Annotated in this window: 13 protein-coding genes and 2 pseudogenes; 14 read left to right on the forward strand and 1 reads right to left on the reverse strand. The window is 58.2% G+C overall.

Going from position 1 to position 15,515, the window contains the following annotated elements; translation table 11 throughout:
• Positions 1–26: 26 nt before the first annotated feature.
• Both ACZ46I_RS01210 and ACZ46I_RS01215 read left to right on the forward strand, forming a co-directional pair.
• Positions 27–1,988, forward strand: coding sequence for a cupredoxin domain-containing protein (locus ACZ46I_RS01210; RefSeq protein ID WP_464281182.1), 1,962 nt, complete (start codon positions 27–29; stop codon positions 1,986–1,988).
• 18 nt (positions 1,989–2,006) lie between these two features.
• On the forward strand, positions 2,007–2,390 hold the full coding sequence (locus ACZ46I_RS01215) for a cupredoxin domain-containing protein (RefSeq protein ID WP_013505202.1): 384 nt from the start codon (positions 2,007–2,009) through the stop codon (positions 2,388–2,390).
• Between the two features lie 75 nt (positions 2,391–2,465).
• Here the strand turns inward: ACZ46I_RS01215 and ACZ46I_RS01220 are convergent, their stop codons facing one another.
• The gene (locus ACZ46I_RS01220) at positions 2,466–3,038 is read right to left on the reverse strand and encodes an HD domain-containing protein (protein ID WP_464281183.1); all 573 of its coding nucleotides are present in this window, start codon (positions 3,036–3,038) and stop codon (positions 2,466–2,468) included.
• A 157-nt stretch (positions 3,039–3,195) separates the two neighbouring features.
• Here ACZ46I_RS01220 and ACZ46I_RS01225 point away from each other — a divergent pair, with 157 nt between their 5' ends.
• From ACZ46I_RS01225 to ACZ46I_RS01280, 12 genes and pseudogenes are all read left to right on the forward strand, one after another.
• Positions 3,196–3,540 (forward strand): hypothetical protein, encoded by a 345-nt coding sequence (locus ACZ46I_RS01225; protein ID WP_013505200.1) that lies wholly within the window; start codon positions 3,196–3,198, stop codon positions 3,538–3,540.
• Positions 3,541–3,723: 183 nt separating this feature from the next.
• Positions 3,724–4,647, forward strand: coding sequence for a WbuC family cupin fold metalloprotein (locus ACZ46I_RS01230; RefSeq protein WP_464281184.1), 924 nt, complete (start codon positions 3,724–3,726; stop codon positions 4,645–4,647).
• 2 nt (positions 4,648–4,649) lie between these two features.
• Positions 4,650–5,276 (forward strand): dTMP kinase, encoded by a 627-nt coding sequence (gene tmk / locus ACZ46I_RS01235; RefSeq protein ID WP_464281185.1) that lies wholly within the window; start codon positions 4,650–4,652, stop codon positions 5,274–5,276.
• Positions 5,269–5,751, forward strand: a pseudogene (locus tag ACZ46I_RS01240) (hypothetical protein); the annotation flags it as partial. The gene tmk and the pseudogene ACZ46I_RS01240, both read left to right, overlap by 8 nt.
• A 311-nt stretch (positions 5,752–6,062) precedes the next feature.
• Complete coding sequence (locus tag ACZ46I_RS01245) at positions 6,063–7,457, forward strand: PSP1 domain-containing protein (protein WP_083805891.1); 1,395 nt, start codon at positions 6,063–6,065, stop codon at positions 7,455–7,457.
• A gap of 41 nt (positions 7,458–7,498) precedes the next feature.
• Positions 7,499–9,388, forward strand: a complete 1,890-nt coding sequence (metG, locus tag ACZ46I_RS01250) for a methionine--tRNA ligase (protein WP_013505195.1) — start codon at positions 7,499–7,501, stop codon at positions 9,386–9,388.
• Complete coding sequence (locus ACZ46I_RS01255) at positions 9,388–10,176, forward strand: TatD family hydrolase (RefSeq protein WP_464281186.1); 789 nt, start codon at positions 9,388–9,390, stop codon at positions 10,174–10,176. Before metG ends, ACZ46I_RS01255 begins: the two co-directional genes overlap by 1 nt.
• Before the next feature lie 622 nt (positions 10,177–10,798).
• Positions 10,799–11,557: a methylenetetrahydrofolate reductase gene (locus ACZ46I_RS01260; protein WP_464281187.1), complete on the forward strand. Its 759-nt coding sequence runs from the start codon at positions 10,799–10,801 to the stop codon at positions 11,555–11,557.
• 23 nt (positions 11,558–11,580) lie between these two features.
• Positions 11,581–12,083, forward strand: a pseudogene (purE, locus tag ACZ46I_RS01265) (5-(carboxyamino)imidazole ribonucleotide mutase).
• Positions 12,080–12,694 (forward strand): L-threonylcarbamoyladenylate synthase, encoded by a 615-nt coding sequence (locus ACZ46I_RS01270; protein WP_464281188.1) that lies wholly within the window; start codon positions 12,080–12,082, stop codon positions 12,692–12,694. The pseudogene purE and the gene ACZ46I_RS01270 overlap by 4 nt, the downstream one beginning before the upstream one ends.
• A 263-nt stretch (positions 12,695–12,957) precedes the next feature.
• A complete protein-coding gene (miaB, locus tag ACZ46I_RS01275) occupies positions 12,958–14,283 on the forward strand; it encodes a tRNA (N6-isopentenyl adenosine(37)-C2)-methylthiotransferase MiaB (protein ID WP_013505190.1) in 1,326 nt (441 codons plus the stop codon).
• Positions 14,273–15,514: a bifunctional folylpolyglutamate synthase/dihydrofolate synthase gene (locus ACZ46I_RS01280; RefSeq protein WP_464281189.1), complete on the forward strand. Its 1,242-nt coding sequence runs from the start codon at positions 14,273–14,275 to the stop codon at positions 15,512–15,514. Before miaB ends, ACZ46I_RS01280 begins: the two co-directional genes overlap by 11 nt.
• Position 15,515 lies beyond the last annotated feature (1 nt).

The following is a 15,515-nucleotide window of genomic DNA, read 5'->3' on the forward strand; positions in this document are numbered from 1 at the left end:
CTATCTGCACACATGAAGGGAAAAACATGAAGTACTTCACAACCTGCCTGCTTGCGGCTCTTTTTCTTCTGGGCTTTTGGGTTGCCACTCCAACCATGGCACAGGCTGAAAGACTGGTGGAAATAGATGTCCATGCCAGTCAGTTTGAATACAAGCCCAGTATTCTCCGGGTACAACAGGGAGACCGGGTTCGCATCACCCTCATCTCGGAAGATGTCACCCACGGGCTCTATATAGACGGATATGATATCAGCGTCCAGGATATGCCCAAGGATCGCCAGGTAAACACCCTGGAATTTGTGGCCGACAAGGCCGGGAACTTCACCTTCCGCTGTAATGTGGTCTGCGGGCCCATGCACCCCTTCATGGTGGGTACCCTCATCGTTGAGCCCAACGCCAAAACGCCTTTTTTCCTGATCCTGGGCGTCCTGGTGGCCCTGGGCAGCCTCTTCTATGTGTACCGCAAACGCGATCGCATTCTCGGTGGACAGGATGAGTCTGCCACGTATATCGACCTTTCCAGCCGCTACCGCTGGGTAGCCACCCTGCTGAAACAGCGCTGGCTGCAGTACGTACTGATGGCCGTCAATGTCTTCTTCTTCACCATCATTCTCTACGCGGGATTTGCGGGAACCAAGGTGGGCAACGCCAATTTCTCCCTGATCTTCGTGTGGATCGTGTGGTGGGCTGCTCTGATTCTCCTGCTGCTGCCCCTGGGAGGCCGCCTGTGGTGTACCATGTGCCCCCTGCCAGCTCCCGGCGAGTGGATGGACCACCGCGCCTTTGTGGACAAGGGGAAAGAGCGTCCCCTGACCCTGGCCAACAAGTGGCCCAAGCGCTTCAAGAATATCTGGCTGCAGAACTGGTCGTTCCTGCTGGTGGCCATGTTCAGCGGCATTATTCTCACCCGGCCCTTTGTCACCGCCGTGGTACTCTCCCTGTTTATCGGCCTGGCCATCGTCTTCTCGCTGATGTATGGCAAGCGCATTTTCTGTCGCTACCTTTGCCCCGTCAGCGGATTTATCGGCCTCTACTCCCTGGTTGCCCCTCTGGGCGTGCGGGTAGCCGACAAGGACGTATGCCGCAACCACAAGCAGAAGGAGTGCATCGTGGGCACAGAAAAGGGCTACGGCTGCCCCTGGCTGGAAGTGCCCTGGAACATGGATCGCAATGCCTATTGCGGCATATGTACCGAATGCTTCAAGACCTGCTCCCAGAACAACGTGCGCCTGGTATGGCAGAAGTTCGGTCAGGACCTGCTGGTCAGCAAGGGCAAAAGCATCGATGAAGCCTACAAGGCCTTTATCATGCTCTCTTGCGCCCTGGCCTATTCGGTGATTTTCCAGAGCTCCTGGGGCGCGGTCAAGTCCTGGGCCAACCTGAGCATGCCCGGCTTTGCCTATTTTGCCAGCGGATTCCTGGCCCTCAACCTGGTAATCGTCCCGGTGCTCTTTGCCCTGAGCGTCTGGATAGGTCACGGGATGGCCCAGAAGCGTCTGTCCTCGTTCACCAATATCTTCTATCCCGTGCGACAGCTGGCAATCATCACCAAGGGTCTGATTGTAGGGCCCAAAGAAGAGAGCAAAAAGGCTGAAGTCAAAGACGAGGCGGGCGGTATTGCCTTCTCCGATCTGTTTATCACCCTCTCCTACGTGCTGGTACCCCTGGGCCTGGCATGCTGGATGGCCTTCAGCGTCTCTTTCCTCTTTATCAACGGGATATATATCCTGCACGTGATTTCTGACCCCTTTGGCTGGGGCTGGAATCTCTTCGGCACACGTGACCTGGAGTGGAAGCCCGTTGGCACCAGCTTCTACCCCTATATCCAGGCCCTGATCCTGCTGGTCGGTCTGTATTTCTCCAATAACACCGGCGCCAGGCTGCTGGCCAAGTATCCCCTGGAAGCCGGACAGAAAATACGCCTCCTGCTGCCGGTAACCGCTTTTTTGACCATCGTGACCGGCCTGTTTCTCTGGCTGTTCCTGTAAGCATCAAAGGGAGGAATCATGAAATCGTACCGAGAGATTCTGGCAGCAGCGGCCATAGCCCTGATGGTTATCGGCATCCCCATCGGCGTAACCCTGGCCAAAAATATCGGCCAGCCACCCCACACCATCGACCTGATTATTCGCACCGTGGAAAACGGTGGCTACTCCCCAAGCCGCATCGTCGTCAAGCAGGGAGAGCCGGTTCGCCTGCGCCTGATCAGCGAAGACGTCACCCACGGACTCATCATCGGAGAGCTGGGTATTGACGCGGGCGTTATTCAGCCAGGCAAAATGAAGACCATTGAATTCACCCCTGAGCGCAAGGGGGAATTCGGTTTTGTGTGCAGTGTCATCTGCAGCCCTCTCCATACGAGACTGCGAGGGACACTGGTCGTAGAATAGCCCAAGCCACAAGCCATTATAGCGATCTCCTGTTTCCCCTGAATCTGTGCGAAAGCCCTGGTTCAGGGGCTTTTTTTATGGAGCCGCCAGCACCTGGCGCGCCTCCAGCAGGTCATGGGGCACCGCGAAGCTCCCCTGACCTGCCATATAGTCGGCCATCAGGCCGCACAGCTGGTAAACGGCCACGGGAAGGCTCTGCCGCGCCAGAGCCGTGAGTTCATGCTGGTAGGGTTTCTCCTTGCCAGGCTCCAGCTTGTCTGCCAGAAAGAGAATCTGGGCGATGGGGTTCAGGGCAGACTGACCACTGAGATTGGTGTGCTCGGCAACAGCCTGTAGAACAGGCCAGTGGTGATACTCAAAGGTTTCGCGCATATAGGCTGCAGCAAGAGGTCCGTGGTACATCAATGGGAACTCTTCATAGTCCGGGCGGCTCAAGCCGTACTCCCGCGCCTTTTGCCGGTAGAATTCTGCGGAGCGGGAGCGGAAGAGGTCGTGCCCCAGGGCAGCTGTCTCCACATCTACCAGATCAACACTGTGAACACACGCCAGTTCCAGGGCAAGCGCCACCACCCGCTCCACATGCTGACGAAGCTTTAAAGGCTCATTTTGGTAGTGTTTTCTGAGCTGAGGACGTATATCTGAATGCATGTTTTTCCCTGCCTGGGGTGAAGATTTTTCCTGTCGATGCTACAGCACTCTAGCATAAGCGCCTGTAATCAGAAAGACGCTCTCTTGGCTCGACCCTTGCATCCAGCTCTGTCGGCAGTCAGGAAAGACTGCCGACTACTCTGGCTGGAGGAAAGCGATGACCATTGTGGACAAATCCAGGGCGGTATACCTGCTGCGTCAGGCCTGCGCCGAAGATGTCATACACTACCTTTCCGGTGTCTGCGACGAAGAGTACCTCTTTCAGATCACCCGGGGCGAAACCCACCTCAGGGAGCAGCACGCCAAGATGATCAAACTCCTGGGAGACACCTACCATTTTCTCGACGAAATACTCATGCACCTTGCCGGCTACATGGGGTACCCCGCGCAACTTGACCAGTGGACAGATGCCGAACCCGTGGAAGCCATGGAGATAATTATACCGAATCTCTCCAAATCCCAATGGAAGCGACTGAAACTGGAGGAGATCTTCTCCCTCTAGGAATTGCCCCAAAAACTTCACCGCTTGTGACTTTTGATCCGCCCCGGCGGTAAAGCAGCAGCTGTTTCCTGCAGAGCAGGAAACAGCTGCTGCTTTTTTCATGTCACATTTTATGGTAAAAAGTACTTTTGCAGTATTGTGCCGCTGAATATCCTGTTTCTGACAGGTCAAAGGAAATATACCATGAAGCGTTTGGATTGCAGCCTCTTTCACTCCCTGGCCCAACGCGCCAGGGAAAACCCCCGCAAACAGCATATTGATGAGTTCCACAGCTCCACCGATGGAACCATCCGTCGCCTTCTGCATGCCCTCGAACCCGATGGCTATATTCGTCCCTTTGCCAGCCACGGCACCGACAAGATGCTGTTGTGCGTGCAGGGAAAATTCCTGGTGGCAACCTTCACGCCAGATAATACCATTGATGATATCAGTATTCTGGGAAGCGATCTGCACTGCCGGGGCGCGGAAATTCCCTCTGGCACTTTCCACAGCGTCCTGGCTCTGGAGCCATCCAGTATCCTCTATGAGTCCCACTACGGCAAACCTCAGCGCTTCACTGAAGCCCCCTGGGCCCCCGAACACTCCGACAGGGAAGGGGCAAAAGCCTTTCTGCAGCGAATCATCCTGGCCAATTCCCGTGAACAGGTGCTCTCACACCTGCTGAACCACGGAATGATGGAGCGCTACTACGACCACAAGACACCCACCAGAACCGCTGAAGAGGCAGCCGCCGCTCTGAATGTCAACGTGAGCCAGATCGCCAAGAGTATTGTCCTCAGCGACGACACAGCACAGTGCATTATCGTCGTACTCCCCGGTGACCGCAGAATCGACATGGGCAAAGTTCGCCAGCACTTCGGACATCGCTTCACCATGGCCTCGCCGGAGCGCACGCTGGCAGCCACCGGATTTCTGGCCGGTTCTGTCAGCCCCTTTGCTCTCCTGGGAGCACTTCCGATATACGCCGACATCTCCCTGAAGAGCCACCCGGAAATATTCCCCGCTGCCGGTGGAATCAATAATGGATTCCGCACCAGCTTTCACGAACTGACAACTCTCCTTGGCCTGCACAAATGCGACTTTGCCAGGGACACACAGGGCGCATAACCATGAACGGACGCTTTATCAGCTTTGAAGGGCCGGACGGAGCCGGGAAAACCACCCAGCTCTCCCTGCTCTCCCGCTATCTGGATGACCGCGATATTCTGCACCACTGCACCCGCGAGCCCGGTGGCACACCTGGTGCCGAGGCTATCCGCAATCTGATTTTCGATTCCCGCCATAACCTGGTTCCCCGGGCAGAGCTGCTGCTGTTTGCCGCAGCCCGCGCCCAGCATGTTGAGGAGCGCATTGTGCCTTTACTGGAGAAGGGCATCTGGGTGCTCTGCGATCGCTTCACTCTTTCCACCCTGGTGTATCAGGGGTACGGGCGGGGTCTGGACCGGGAGCTGATTGGCCAGCTCAATGCCATTGCCACCTGTGGCCTGGCTCCCCATATGCAGCTGGTGCTGGACGTGGAGGCGGAGGCTGGGCAAAATCGTATTCAGCAGCGCCTGGAGAATAACAACAGCTTCGATGCCCTTTCGGAGGACTTTCACCGTCGGGTAGTTGCCGGCTTCCGGGAAGTGGCCTCCCACGATGCGCACTGTCGGCTGATTGATGGCTCCCGCAATCCTGAGCAGGTCCATGGATCCATAGTAGCAGCACTGCGCGAAGGCGGATTGCTGGATGGCTGATACACCGCCCTATCTGGACCTCTATCAGCGGGAAATGGGCCGCCAGCGACCCCACCACGGCTACCTGGTGGGCAGCGGCGCCCCCCTGGCACTGGATTTCGCCACCTATTTTGTCAAGGGCCTCAACTGCCTTGATCCCCGGGGCGTGCAGCCGTGCGGCCAGTGCTACTGTTGTTTGCGTGAGTACATGGCGATCCGACACATTGAGCCGGAAAAGGGGCAGATTACCATTGATGATATTCGCGAAGGCAGCGACTTTCTGGAGTCCACCTCCGTGGATGGCAATTTCCGCTACAAGGCGCTGATTATCGAGCAGGCGGAGAAAATGACCTCCAGCGACGCCGTCAACCGGGTACAGGAGAACGCCCTGCTCAAAACCCTTGAAGAGCCCCCGGAAGGCAGCATCCTCTTCCTGCTTTCCGATGTCCCCTCCTTCTTCCTGCCCACGGTGCGTTCCCGGTTGGCGTATATCCACTTCCAGCCACTGATTCTGGAAGAGTACCGGCGTCATCTAATGGATTTACAATTTTCGGAAAATGAAATACAGTTGCTCCTTAAAGTTGCGGACACCAGCTGTACCAGCCGCGACGACCTGCAGTTCATCGTTCAGGCAGTGGCTCTGGCACGGGGCATCCTCGCGGGAACCCTTGATGAAAGCAGTATGCAGTATCTCATGGACAATGCCGACCAGTGGCAGCGAATTCTGCGTGTGTTTCACGTGTACTTCCGCGACGCCCTGGTTTTTGTGGAAACCGGAAAATATGACAAGGTGTATAAAATACTCCCATGCAGCCCTTACCGTATAATAGAAACTCTTCAGGATATCGCGAAGATTCGCCGGATCCTTTCGACGACGCACTCAAGCCCGAAATTTCAGATGCTGAGCTTGCTGAGCAAGCGGCGCTGCCGGATCGCATAAAGGTCGTCAGCGTCAAATTCCGCACCGCCGGAAAACTCTATGAATTCCTTCACAATGAATCACTGGAGCTGGCGGCCAACGACTACATTATCGTCTCCCTGGAAAAAGGCGTTGGTATCGCCACGGTTGTCCATCCTCCCTACATCACGGACCGCGACAAGGGTCGCGTCTACCGCCGGGTCGTGCGACGGGCCACCGAAGAGGATGTGGCCATGCACAAGGCCAACCTGGAGATGGAGAAGTACGCCTTTGAAACCGCCCTTCACCGCATCAAAAAACACAAACTTCCCATGAAGCTGGTGCGGGTGGAATACCTCTTCGACGCCACCAAGATCACTTTCTACTTCACCTCTGACGGACGAGTGGATTTCCGTGAACTGGTCAAGGATCTGGCCCAGGAATTCAAGACCCGCATTGAAATGCGTCAGATCGGCGTACGCGATGAAACCAAACTGCTGGGCGGCTTTGCCCCCTGTGGACGCACCTGCTGCTGCAGCACCTTCCTGCGCGACTTTGCCCCTGTTTCCATCCGCATGGCCAAAGAGCAGAACCTCAACCTCAGTCCTTCCAAGATATCCGGCCTGTGCGGCCGCCTCATGTGCTGTCTGGTTTATGAGCACTCCCAGTACGAACAGGCCCTGGAAGGCATGCCCACCATCGACTCCGAATACGATGATGGTCGCATCCGGGGAACCGTCAAAAAGCTCAACCCCCTCAAGCGCACCATCCTCGTCTACACCCATGATGGTAAGTACGAGGAGATCGACCTGACCGGGAAAATCCCCAAGTCCGGCGCAGGCTGTTCCCGCTGCCATGACGGCAAGAGTGCCTGCATGTGTGAACACAAGAAGGCACCGGCCATTGAAAAAGCACCTCCCGCCGATGAAGGGGACTCTCTGGCTGAACTGGCTTCGCTGCACCGCGAAAAGATGGCCAGCCTGGGTATAACTGAAGATCAGGCCTCGCCAAAAATCGCCCGCTCGCAGCCCCAGGAGCAGCAGCCCGGGCAGGAGCCCTCTGCTCCGCGCAGTCGCAAAAGGCGTTCTGGCAAAAGCAGCCGCCGCAGCAAGGATCGCCGTGAGAATAAAGGTGGCGAACGCACCGAGCAGCGGGAGAAAAAGTCCCCCACTGCGGCTACCGGTGGAGCCGACTCCGGCAGGAACCAGAACTTCTCCATCTCCCGCGCCGCTCCCCAGTGGAAAGAGCGTCGCAGTGGGACAGTTCACGATCACAGTAAAGGCGGAAACTCCGACCAGAAGTAGACTCGCGAACTGAGACGACTACTATTACAATGAGGTTCAGCATGTCCCAGACCTACTATGTCACCACGCCAATCTATTATGTTAATGACGTCCCCCACATAGGCCATGCCTATACCACCGTGGCCTGCGACGTGGCAGCCCGGTTTCAGCGCCTCATGGGACGCGACGTTATGTTCCTTACCGGCACTGACGAACACGGCATGAAGATAGAGCAGGCCGCCCGCAAGAACGGCGAGACCCCCATTGAGCTGGCCAATCGCGTGGTGAAGCGTTTCCAGGAACTGTGGACCACCCTGGATATCTCCCACGACGACTTTATCCGCACCACGGAGAAGCGCCACGAAATGGGAGTACACAAGCTCTTCCGCCAGCTGCGGGAGCAGGGTGACATTTACCTGGGCGAATACGAAGGCTGGTACTGCACTCCCTGTGAATCCTTCTGGACCGAGACCCAGGTGGGCGAAGCCATCAACTGCCCCGACTGCGGGCGCAGTGTGGACAAGCTCAAGGAGAAATCCTACTTCTTCCGCATGAGCAAATACGCTGAACCCTTGCTGGAACACATAAAAACCAACCCCGGCTTTATCCAGCCCGAAAGCCGCCGCAACGAGATCATCCGCTTTATCGAAAGCGGCCTGCGCGACCTGTCCATCTCCCGCACCACCTTCGACTGGGGCATCAAAGTCCCCGATGATCCCGAGCACGTGATCTACGTCTGGTTCGACGCCCTCTCCAACTATATGACCGCCATCGGCTACGGCAGTGATGAGGAAAAGTGGCAACGCTACTGGCCCGCTTCCGCCCACGTCGTCGGCAAGGATATCCTGCGTTTCCACACGGTCTATTGGCCCACCTTTCTCATGGCCGCCGGCATTGAGCTGCCAAGGCAGGTCTTCGCCCATGGCTGGTGGACCGTGGAAGGCAAGAAGATGAGCAAGTCCCTCATGAACGCCGTGGATCCCAACATCCTGGTGGAGAAATTCGGCGTGGATCCCATCCGCTACTTCCTGCTGCGGGAAGTGCCCTTTGGCCTGGACGGTGACTTCAGCATGCAGGCCCTGGTGGGACGCATCAACAGCGACCTGGCCAACGACCTGGGCAACCTGCTCAGCCGCACCTCCGGCATGATGTTCCGCTACTTCGATGGCCTGACCCCCGCCTCCGGCCCTCTGCAGGAACGCGAACAGGCGCTGATTCAGGCCACAGGCGAGCGCATGGAGGGCTACCGTGCCGATATGGAGGTCATGGCCTTCAACCGCGCTCTCATGAAAATCTGGGAAATCGTAGGCAGCCTCAACAAGTACATAGTGGAAACCGAGCCCTGGGCCCTGCACAAGGCCGGCAAAACCACCGAGCTGCAGACCTCCCTGGCCACCACCGCTGAAGGCCTGCGCGTCATCGCCAACGCCGTCTATCCCTTTATGCCCTCCTCGTCCCGTAAAATTCTGCAGGCGCTAGGCTGTACCCTGGACGGCGACTTCAGCTTCAGCTTTGCCGCCAGCGGCTGCCATATGGAGCAGATGCCCGCCCTGTTCAGCCGGGTGGAAGAAGTGCCCGTGGTACAGGAAGAGTCCCCCGCCTCCCAGACTCCAGCCGAGTCGGAGCGCATCGAGTTCGACCAGTTCCTCAGCGTCTCCATACGGGCCGGCAAAGTGCTCACCTGCGAAAAGGTGCCCAAGTCCAGCAAACTGCTGCTGCTTTCCGTGGATCTGGGTGAAGGCACCCCCCGCACCATCGTCAGCGGCATCGCCCAGTCCTATAAACCCGAAGATCTGCCGGGCAGAACCGTACCCGTGGTAGCCAATCTCAAGCCCGCCAAAATCATGGGTATTGAATCCGATGGCATGATTCTGGCCGCCAAGAACCGCGCCAACCGCCACGAAATCCCCTTCCTCAGCGACGAGGTGGCCCCCGGCACGGAAATCCGCTGATGCAACTGGTGGACATCCATACCCACCTGGCCCTCAAGGACTACGCCTACGGAGCCAGTGTGGATGAACGAATCAAGCGCGCCCGCTCCAATGGAGTGGGCCGCATCATTACCGTGGGCACCGACGACGAAGATAACTTCACCAACCGCACCCTCTGCGAAACCTATCCTGAAGTCTTCATGAGCGTAGGCATCCACCCCTCGGAAAGCCAGGACGCCAAGGCCGTTGAGCGAAGCCTGCAAAGCTTCAGCGAACTGGTACGGTACCCCAGAACCGTCGCCATCGGCGAAACCGGACTCGACTACTACTGGACCCGTGACTTTATCAAGGACCAGCAGGAATCCTTCCACCACCACCTGCAGCTGGCACAGCAGCACGACCTGCCCGTCATGGTCCACAGCCGCGACGCCTTCGAAGATACCGCCGCCATCCTGCGCCAGTACTCCTGCCGCGGCGTCATCCACTGCTTCACCGGCACCTGCCAGGAAGCCGCCACCTACCTGGATATGGGATACCTTATCTCCCTGCCCGGAATCGTGAGCTTCCCCAAAGCCACCGCCATGCACGAAGTGGCCCGCTTCCTGCCCGCCGATCGTCTGCTGTGTGAAACCGACGCCCCCTACCTGGCCCCCGTTCCCCAGCGCGGCAAAGAGAATGAAAGTGCTCTGGTACTGCACGTCTACGAAGCCGTGGCCCGCCTGCGGGAAGTGGAAGTGGAAGAGCTGGCGCAGCAGATATGGGGGAATGCAGAGGGGTTGTTTCGTTTTGAAAAACGAAGTAACTTTTAATAACCGTATCCAGTAAATTGCTTGAGTGGTTCTGCTCTCCCGCTACTTCCTGCCACTTTTGACTCGCCAAAAGTGGCGCAAAAGCGACCCCCAGTGCTGTCCTTTTCAGCCGTCCGCTTGCCTGGAACTGGGGACCGCAAACAACCGCCCTCCGTGGCTTTTGGTTTGCGGTTGCCGCCCTCGTGGCGGCAACCCTTCGGGTCTACCGCGTTATGCAGGCAATTGAAAAGCTCTCAGGTGCAAGGCGCGAGCAAGGTGAGGAGTGAGGCGTACTTCCTGTACGCCGCAATGACGAGAACTTGTGAGCAACGCCGCAGATGAGAGCTTTTCAGCAGCCTGACAGTCGGCGCGTCCTGGCTGGGCCAGAACACGGGGGAGAGACAGAAGCAGGCCGTCCCCCCCTGAGCCCGTCCGGTGAGTGTGAAGCCTGGCTGGCAAGACCCACACGGGACACCTGCAGGAAGCGGTGGCACGATGGCTTCGCTCTTTTGCTCTTTCTTCGCGCCCTTCGCGGCTTGAGTGAGCGCAGCGAACGGGCGAGAGACATTGTCTTTCTTTGGGCCTTTGTGGGCTTTGTGTGAAACTCAGCTATTTTGCGCTGAATACCGTGAAAGGATATTACATGACCACCCTCCCCACCCGCATAGCCGTCGAACTGGTTCCCCGCAGCGATGAATCCCTGCAGGAGGAGCTGACTATTCTGGAGCAGTTTCCCGTCGTCACGGCGGTCAATATTCCCGATATCCTGCGCTTTGACATGCGCAGCTGGCAGGGATGCCGCCTGGTGCGCGGCCATGGGCTGGACGCCATCGCCCATATCCGCGCCATCGATATCCACCCCCGCAAGCCGCTGCCCATGCTGGAGTACCTGGTGGAGCACCGTATTGAGGAGGTGCTGGTTATCGCGGGGGATATTCCCCAGAACCACGCCCGCACCATCTACCCCTCCACCAGTGTGGATATCATCCGCAAGTTCAAGCGCGAAGCGCCCCATATCCGGGTATACGCGGCCATTGACCCTTACCGCCAGAGCTTTCGCGAAGAGATGGAGGATGTGCAGCACAAGCTGGACGTGGGGGCTGATGGGTTTTTTACCCAGCCCTTCTTCGACATGCGCCTGATGGAGCTGTACGGCGAGCTGCTGGAGGGGGAGCAGGTCTACTGGGGGGTGAGCCCGGTGCTGGCGGAGCGCTCCCAGCACTACTGGGAGACGCGCAACGCGGCGGTCTTCCCCCGCAGCTTTGAACCCACTATGAACTGGAACCTGGAATTCGCACGGCAGGCGCTGGATTTTGTTCACGCCACCGACGGATTTCATATATACTTCATGCCCATCAAAACCAATCTGAACAGCTACCTGCAGGGGATTTTCCCCCGCTGACATCACAACCAGGAGAAGAAGCGATGCAACATACGATCGGCGTTATCATGGGTTCCGACAATGACATGGAGATTATGAAAGAGGCGGTTACCACGCTGCGGGAATTCGGCCTGAAGGCGGAAGTTATCGTCGCTCTGCCCACCGCACCCCCGAGCGCACCATTGAGTGGGCCAGAACCGCCCGCGAGCGCGGCCTGAAGGCTATCATCGTGGGTGCTGGTGCCGCAGCCCACCTGGCGGGAGTCGTCAGCGCCAAGACCACCCTGCCCGTTGTGGGTGTGCCCATTGACGCCACCTCCCTGGGCGGCCTGGACGCCCTGCTCTCCACCGTGCAGATGCCCGGTGGCGTACCCGTGGCATCCATGGCCATCGGCAAGGCTGGCGCCAAAAATGCCGGCATTTACGTGGCCATGATTATCGGCACCTTCGATCCCGAAGTGGCTGCCAAGCTGGATGCCTTTAAAAAGGACATGGCCGACAAGGTCATTGAGAAGTCCAGGCGCATTGAGCAGGAGTGGAACGTGTGAGCACCGTCCACACGGAATTCCTGGTTTTCAGCCAGCTGCTGCAAATCGTCAAGACCGTCAAGGCCGAAAGCCTGCTGTGCTTTCCCACCGAAACCCTCTATGGCCTTGGTGGGCTGGCCACCAGCCAGAAAGTTGCCGACGAAGTCTTCCAGGTCAAGGGGCGCCCCCAGGGTGCTCCCTTACCGGTTTTGTTTGCCCACCGCCAGCAGGTGGAGCGCTACCTGGAGATTCCGGCGGAACTGGAGGTTCTGCTGGAGCATTTCTGGCCCGGACCACTGACCGTGGCCCTGACTGCCAGAGTTCCCTTCCCCAGCGGTGTACTGGACGGCAAAGGCCGGGTGGCGGCACGCATTACCTCCCACCGTCTGCTGAAAACCGTCATTGACTACGCCGGCCCCATGATCGCCACCAGCGCCAACCGCAGCGGCGAAGCCCCGGCCATGAGCGCCGAGGCGTGCCTGCACCTGCAGCCCGACGCCATCATCATGGACGACCCCAGCACCAGCAGTGTGCCTTCCACGGTCATTGGCTGGGACGACGGGGAGCTGCGAGTGTACCGGGAAGGGGTAATACCTGAGGCACAGTTGCGTGCCGTGTTTATAAAAAAATAAAGGGCCTTTCTCACGCCCGTTCGCTGCGCTCACTCAAGACACAAAGTTCGCCAAGAAAGAGAAGGAACTCTTCACGGTGAACAACGACAGAGAAGGACGCAGGGGAAATACAAGGAGACTTGATTTGACTGACCATCTTCTTGGCGTTCTCTGCGGCTTTGCGAGAGAAAATTGTCTTTGTTTTGCTGCATGCCTTTCTTGGTGCCTTTGCGGGCTTGGCGTGAGAGACTCTTCTCTTCTTTACATGCACTGACGAGGAATACATGACCCAGCGCGCTTTTATCAAAACCTACGGCTGCCAGATGAACTCCGGCGACTCCGAGCGCATCCGCGGTATTCTCGTGGCCCACGGCTACGAGATGGTCAGCGATGTGAAAGAGGCCGATCTGGCAATTTTCAATACCTGCAGTGTGCGTGAGAAGGCGGAGCAGAAGGTCTTCTCCGATATCGGACGTCTGCGCGGTCAGAAGGAGCGCCACCCCGGCTTCAGGATCGCCCTGTGCGGCTGCATTCCCCAGGTACAGCGCGAGGGTATTCTGCGCAAAAATCCCCTGATCGATATCGTCTTCGGCGTGAACAATATCTCCGGTCTCATGGACTTTATCGCCGAGGCGCAGCAGGGCAAACGCACCTGCCGGGTGGAGGATGAGTTTTTCGAGAGCGAGTACGATATGCCCAGCCAGCGCGAAGATGCCATGAAGGCGTTCGTGACCATCATGAACGGCTGCGATAACTACTGTTCCTACTGCATCGTGCCCTATACCCGAGGGCGGGAGCGCTCCCGCTCGGCGCCTTCCATCCTGGCGGAAATCCGTCAGCTGGTGGACGATGGCGTACGGGAAGTCACCCTGCTGGGGCAGAATGTGAACTCTTATCGCTGGCAGGACAAGGCAGGGGCGCTGGTGGACTTTCCACAGCTCCTGCACCTGGTGCACGATATCCCCGAATTGCAGCGCATCCGTTTTGTCACCTCCCACCCCAAGGATTTCAGCGAAGCCATGATGGAAGCCATGGCCCTGCCCCGGGTGTGTAAATACCTCCACCTGCCCATCCAGGCTGGCTCCAACCGCATCCTGAAGCTGATGAACCGGGGCTATACCCGCGAGGAGTACCTGGCAAAGATCGCCCGGCTCAAGGAGCGGATTCCCGGCGTGGCTCTGTCTTCCGACTTCCTGGTGGGCTTTCCCGGCGAGACCGAGGAGGATTTCCTGCAGACCATGGATATCCTGGAGCAGGTGGAGTACAAGCAGATTTTCGGCTTTAACTACTCGGTGCGACCCGAGACCAAAGCCGCCACCATGGCTGATCAGGTGCCCTTTGAGGTGATGAACGAGCGCCTCAACCGCCTCTTTGCCGCCCAACAGTCCATCTCCCACCGCCTGCAGCAGACCTACCTGGGCACCACCCTGGGGGTGCTGGTGGAGGGCGCTTCAAAAAATAATCCCGCCATGCTGGCAGGGCGCACCGATTTCAATACCATTGTTCACTTTGCTGGTGGTGCGGAGCTGATCGGCAGGCTGGTGGATGTCCATATCAACGAAACCCGTGAGTTTACCCTGTACGGCGAGGTGCTTGCCCATGCCCACTGACATGAATCACTATCTGGAGCAGCTGCTCAAGCGCACCGAAGGCCACGTGAAACTGGGCCTGGAAAACACCACCCGCGCCATGGCCCTCTTCGGCAATCCCCACCACCAGTACCGCAGCATCCTGGTGGCGGGCAGCAACGGCAAGGGAACCACGTCTGCCTACATCCATCGCGGCCTGCAGCTGGCAGGCTATAAAACCGGCCTCTTCAGCTCGCCCCATGTGGTGCGCCTCAATGAACGCATCAGCATTGGCGGCAGGCCCATCGAGGACGAAGAGCTGCGCCAGCTGCTGGAGGAGACCTTCGAGGCCTGCGAGAACAACCAGGTCCACCTGACCTTCTTCGAGATGATGACGGTGGTGGGTGCCCGCTACTACGCCCGCCACCAGTGCGATATCGCCGTCATTGAAGTGGGACTGGGCGGTCGCCTGGACTCCACCAACGTGCACCCCAACTTCGCCTCCATCGTCACCACCATCGCCCTGGAGCATGTGGCCATTCTGGGAAAAGACATCGAGACTATTGCCAAAGAGAAGCTGGCCATTCTCAAGGAGAAGACCCTACTGGTAACCGATGCCAGCGCGGCCTGGGGAGAGCTGGCCAGGCAGAAGGCCACTGATACGAAATCACAGCTGGTGGATGCATCCGCCTGGCAGCTGCCCGAAACTGTGGGTGCTGCCCTCAGCTACCCCTATTTTGAGGAGAATTTTCGCCTGGCTGCGGCCTTTCTGGCCGCCATGGACATCACCGATACAAACCTGCTGGAGGAAGTGGCCCGTACCCGGGTTTTCGGCCGCATGCAGCCCTTCTGCTACCGGGGCAATCCGGCCCTCATGGACAGCGCCCACAACCCCCCGGCCCTGGAAAAGATGGGTTCCCATATTCTGGAACACGCCCGCCGTGGCGGACACAAAACCGTGTTGATCACCACCCTGCTGGCAGACCGCGAGCTGGACCCCATCACCAAAGCCTTCTGGGAGTCCTTTGACATCATCGTGCTCTTCCCCCTGAAGCACCATCGCGGCCGCAAGACCTTCCAGGAGCTCTTCTCCCTGGTGTCCCACCTGGACCACAGCCGCGTCATGGTTGTCCAGGGCCCCGTGAAGGGTATCTCCATGGTGGACAACATCCTGGCTGAAGGGAAACATTACTCCCTGGTTATCACCGGATCCATCTACCTGCTGGGCGAAATCCTGCCCCTGCTTGAACCTCACATGGCCTGGGAGTGCTGAG

It is taken from the genome of Desulfurispirillum alkaliphilum (assembly GCF_055378285.1).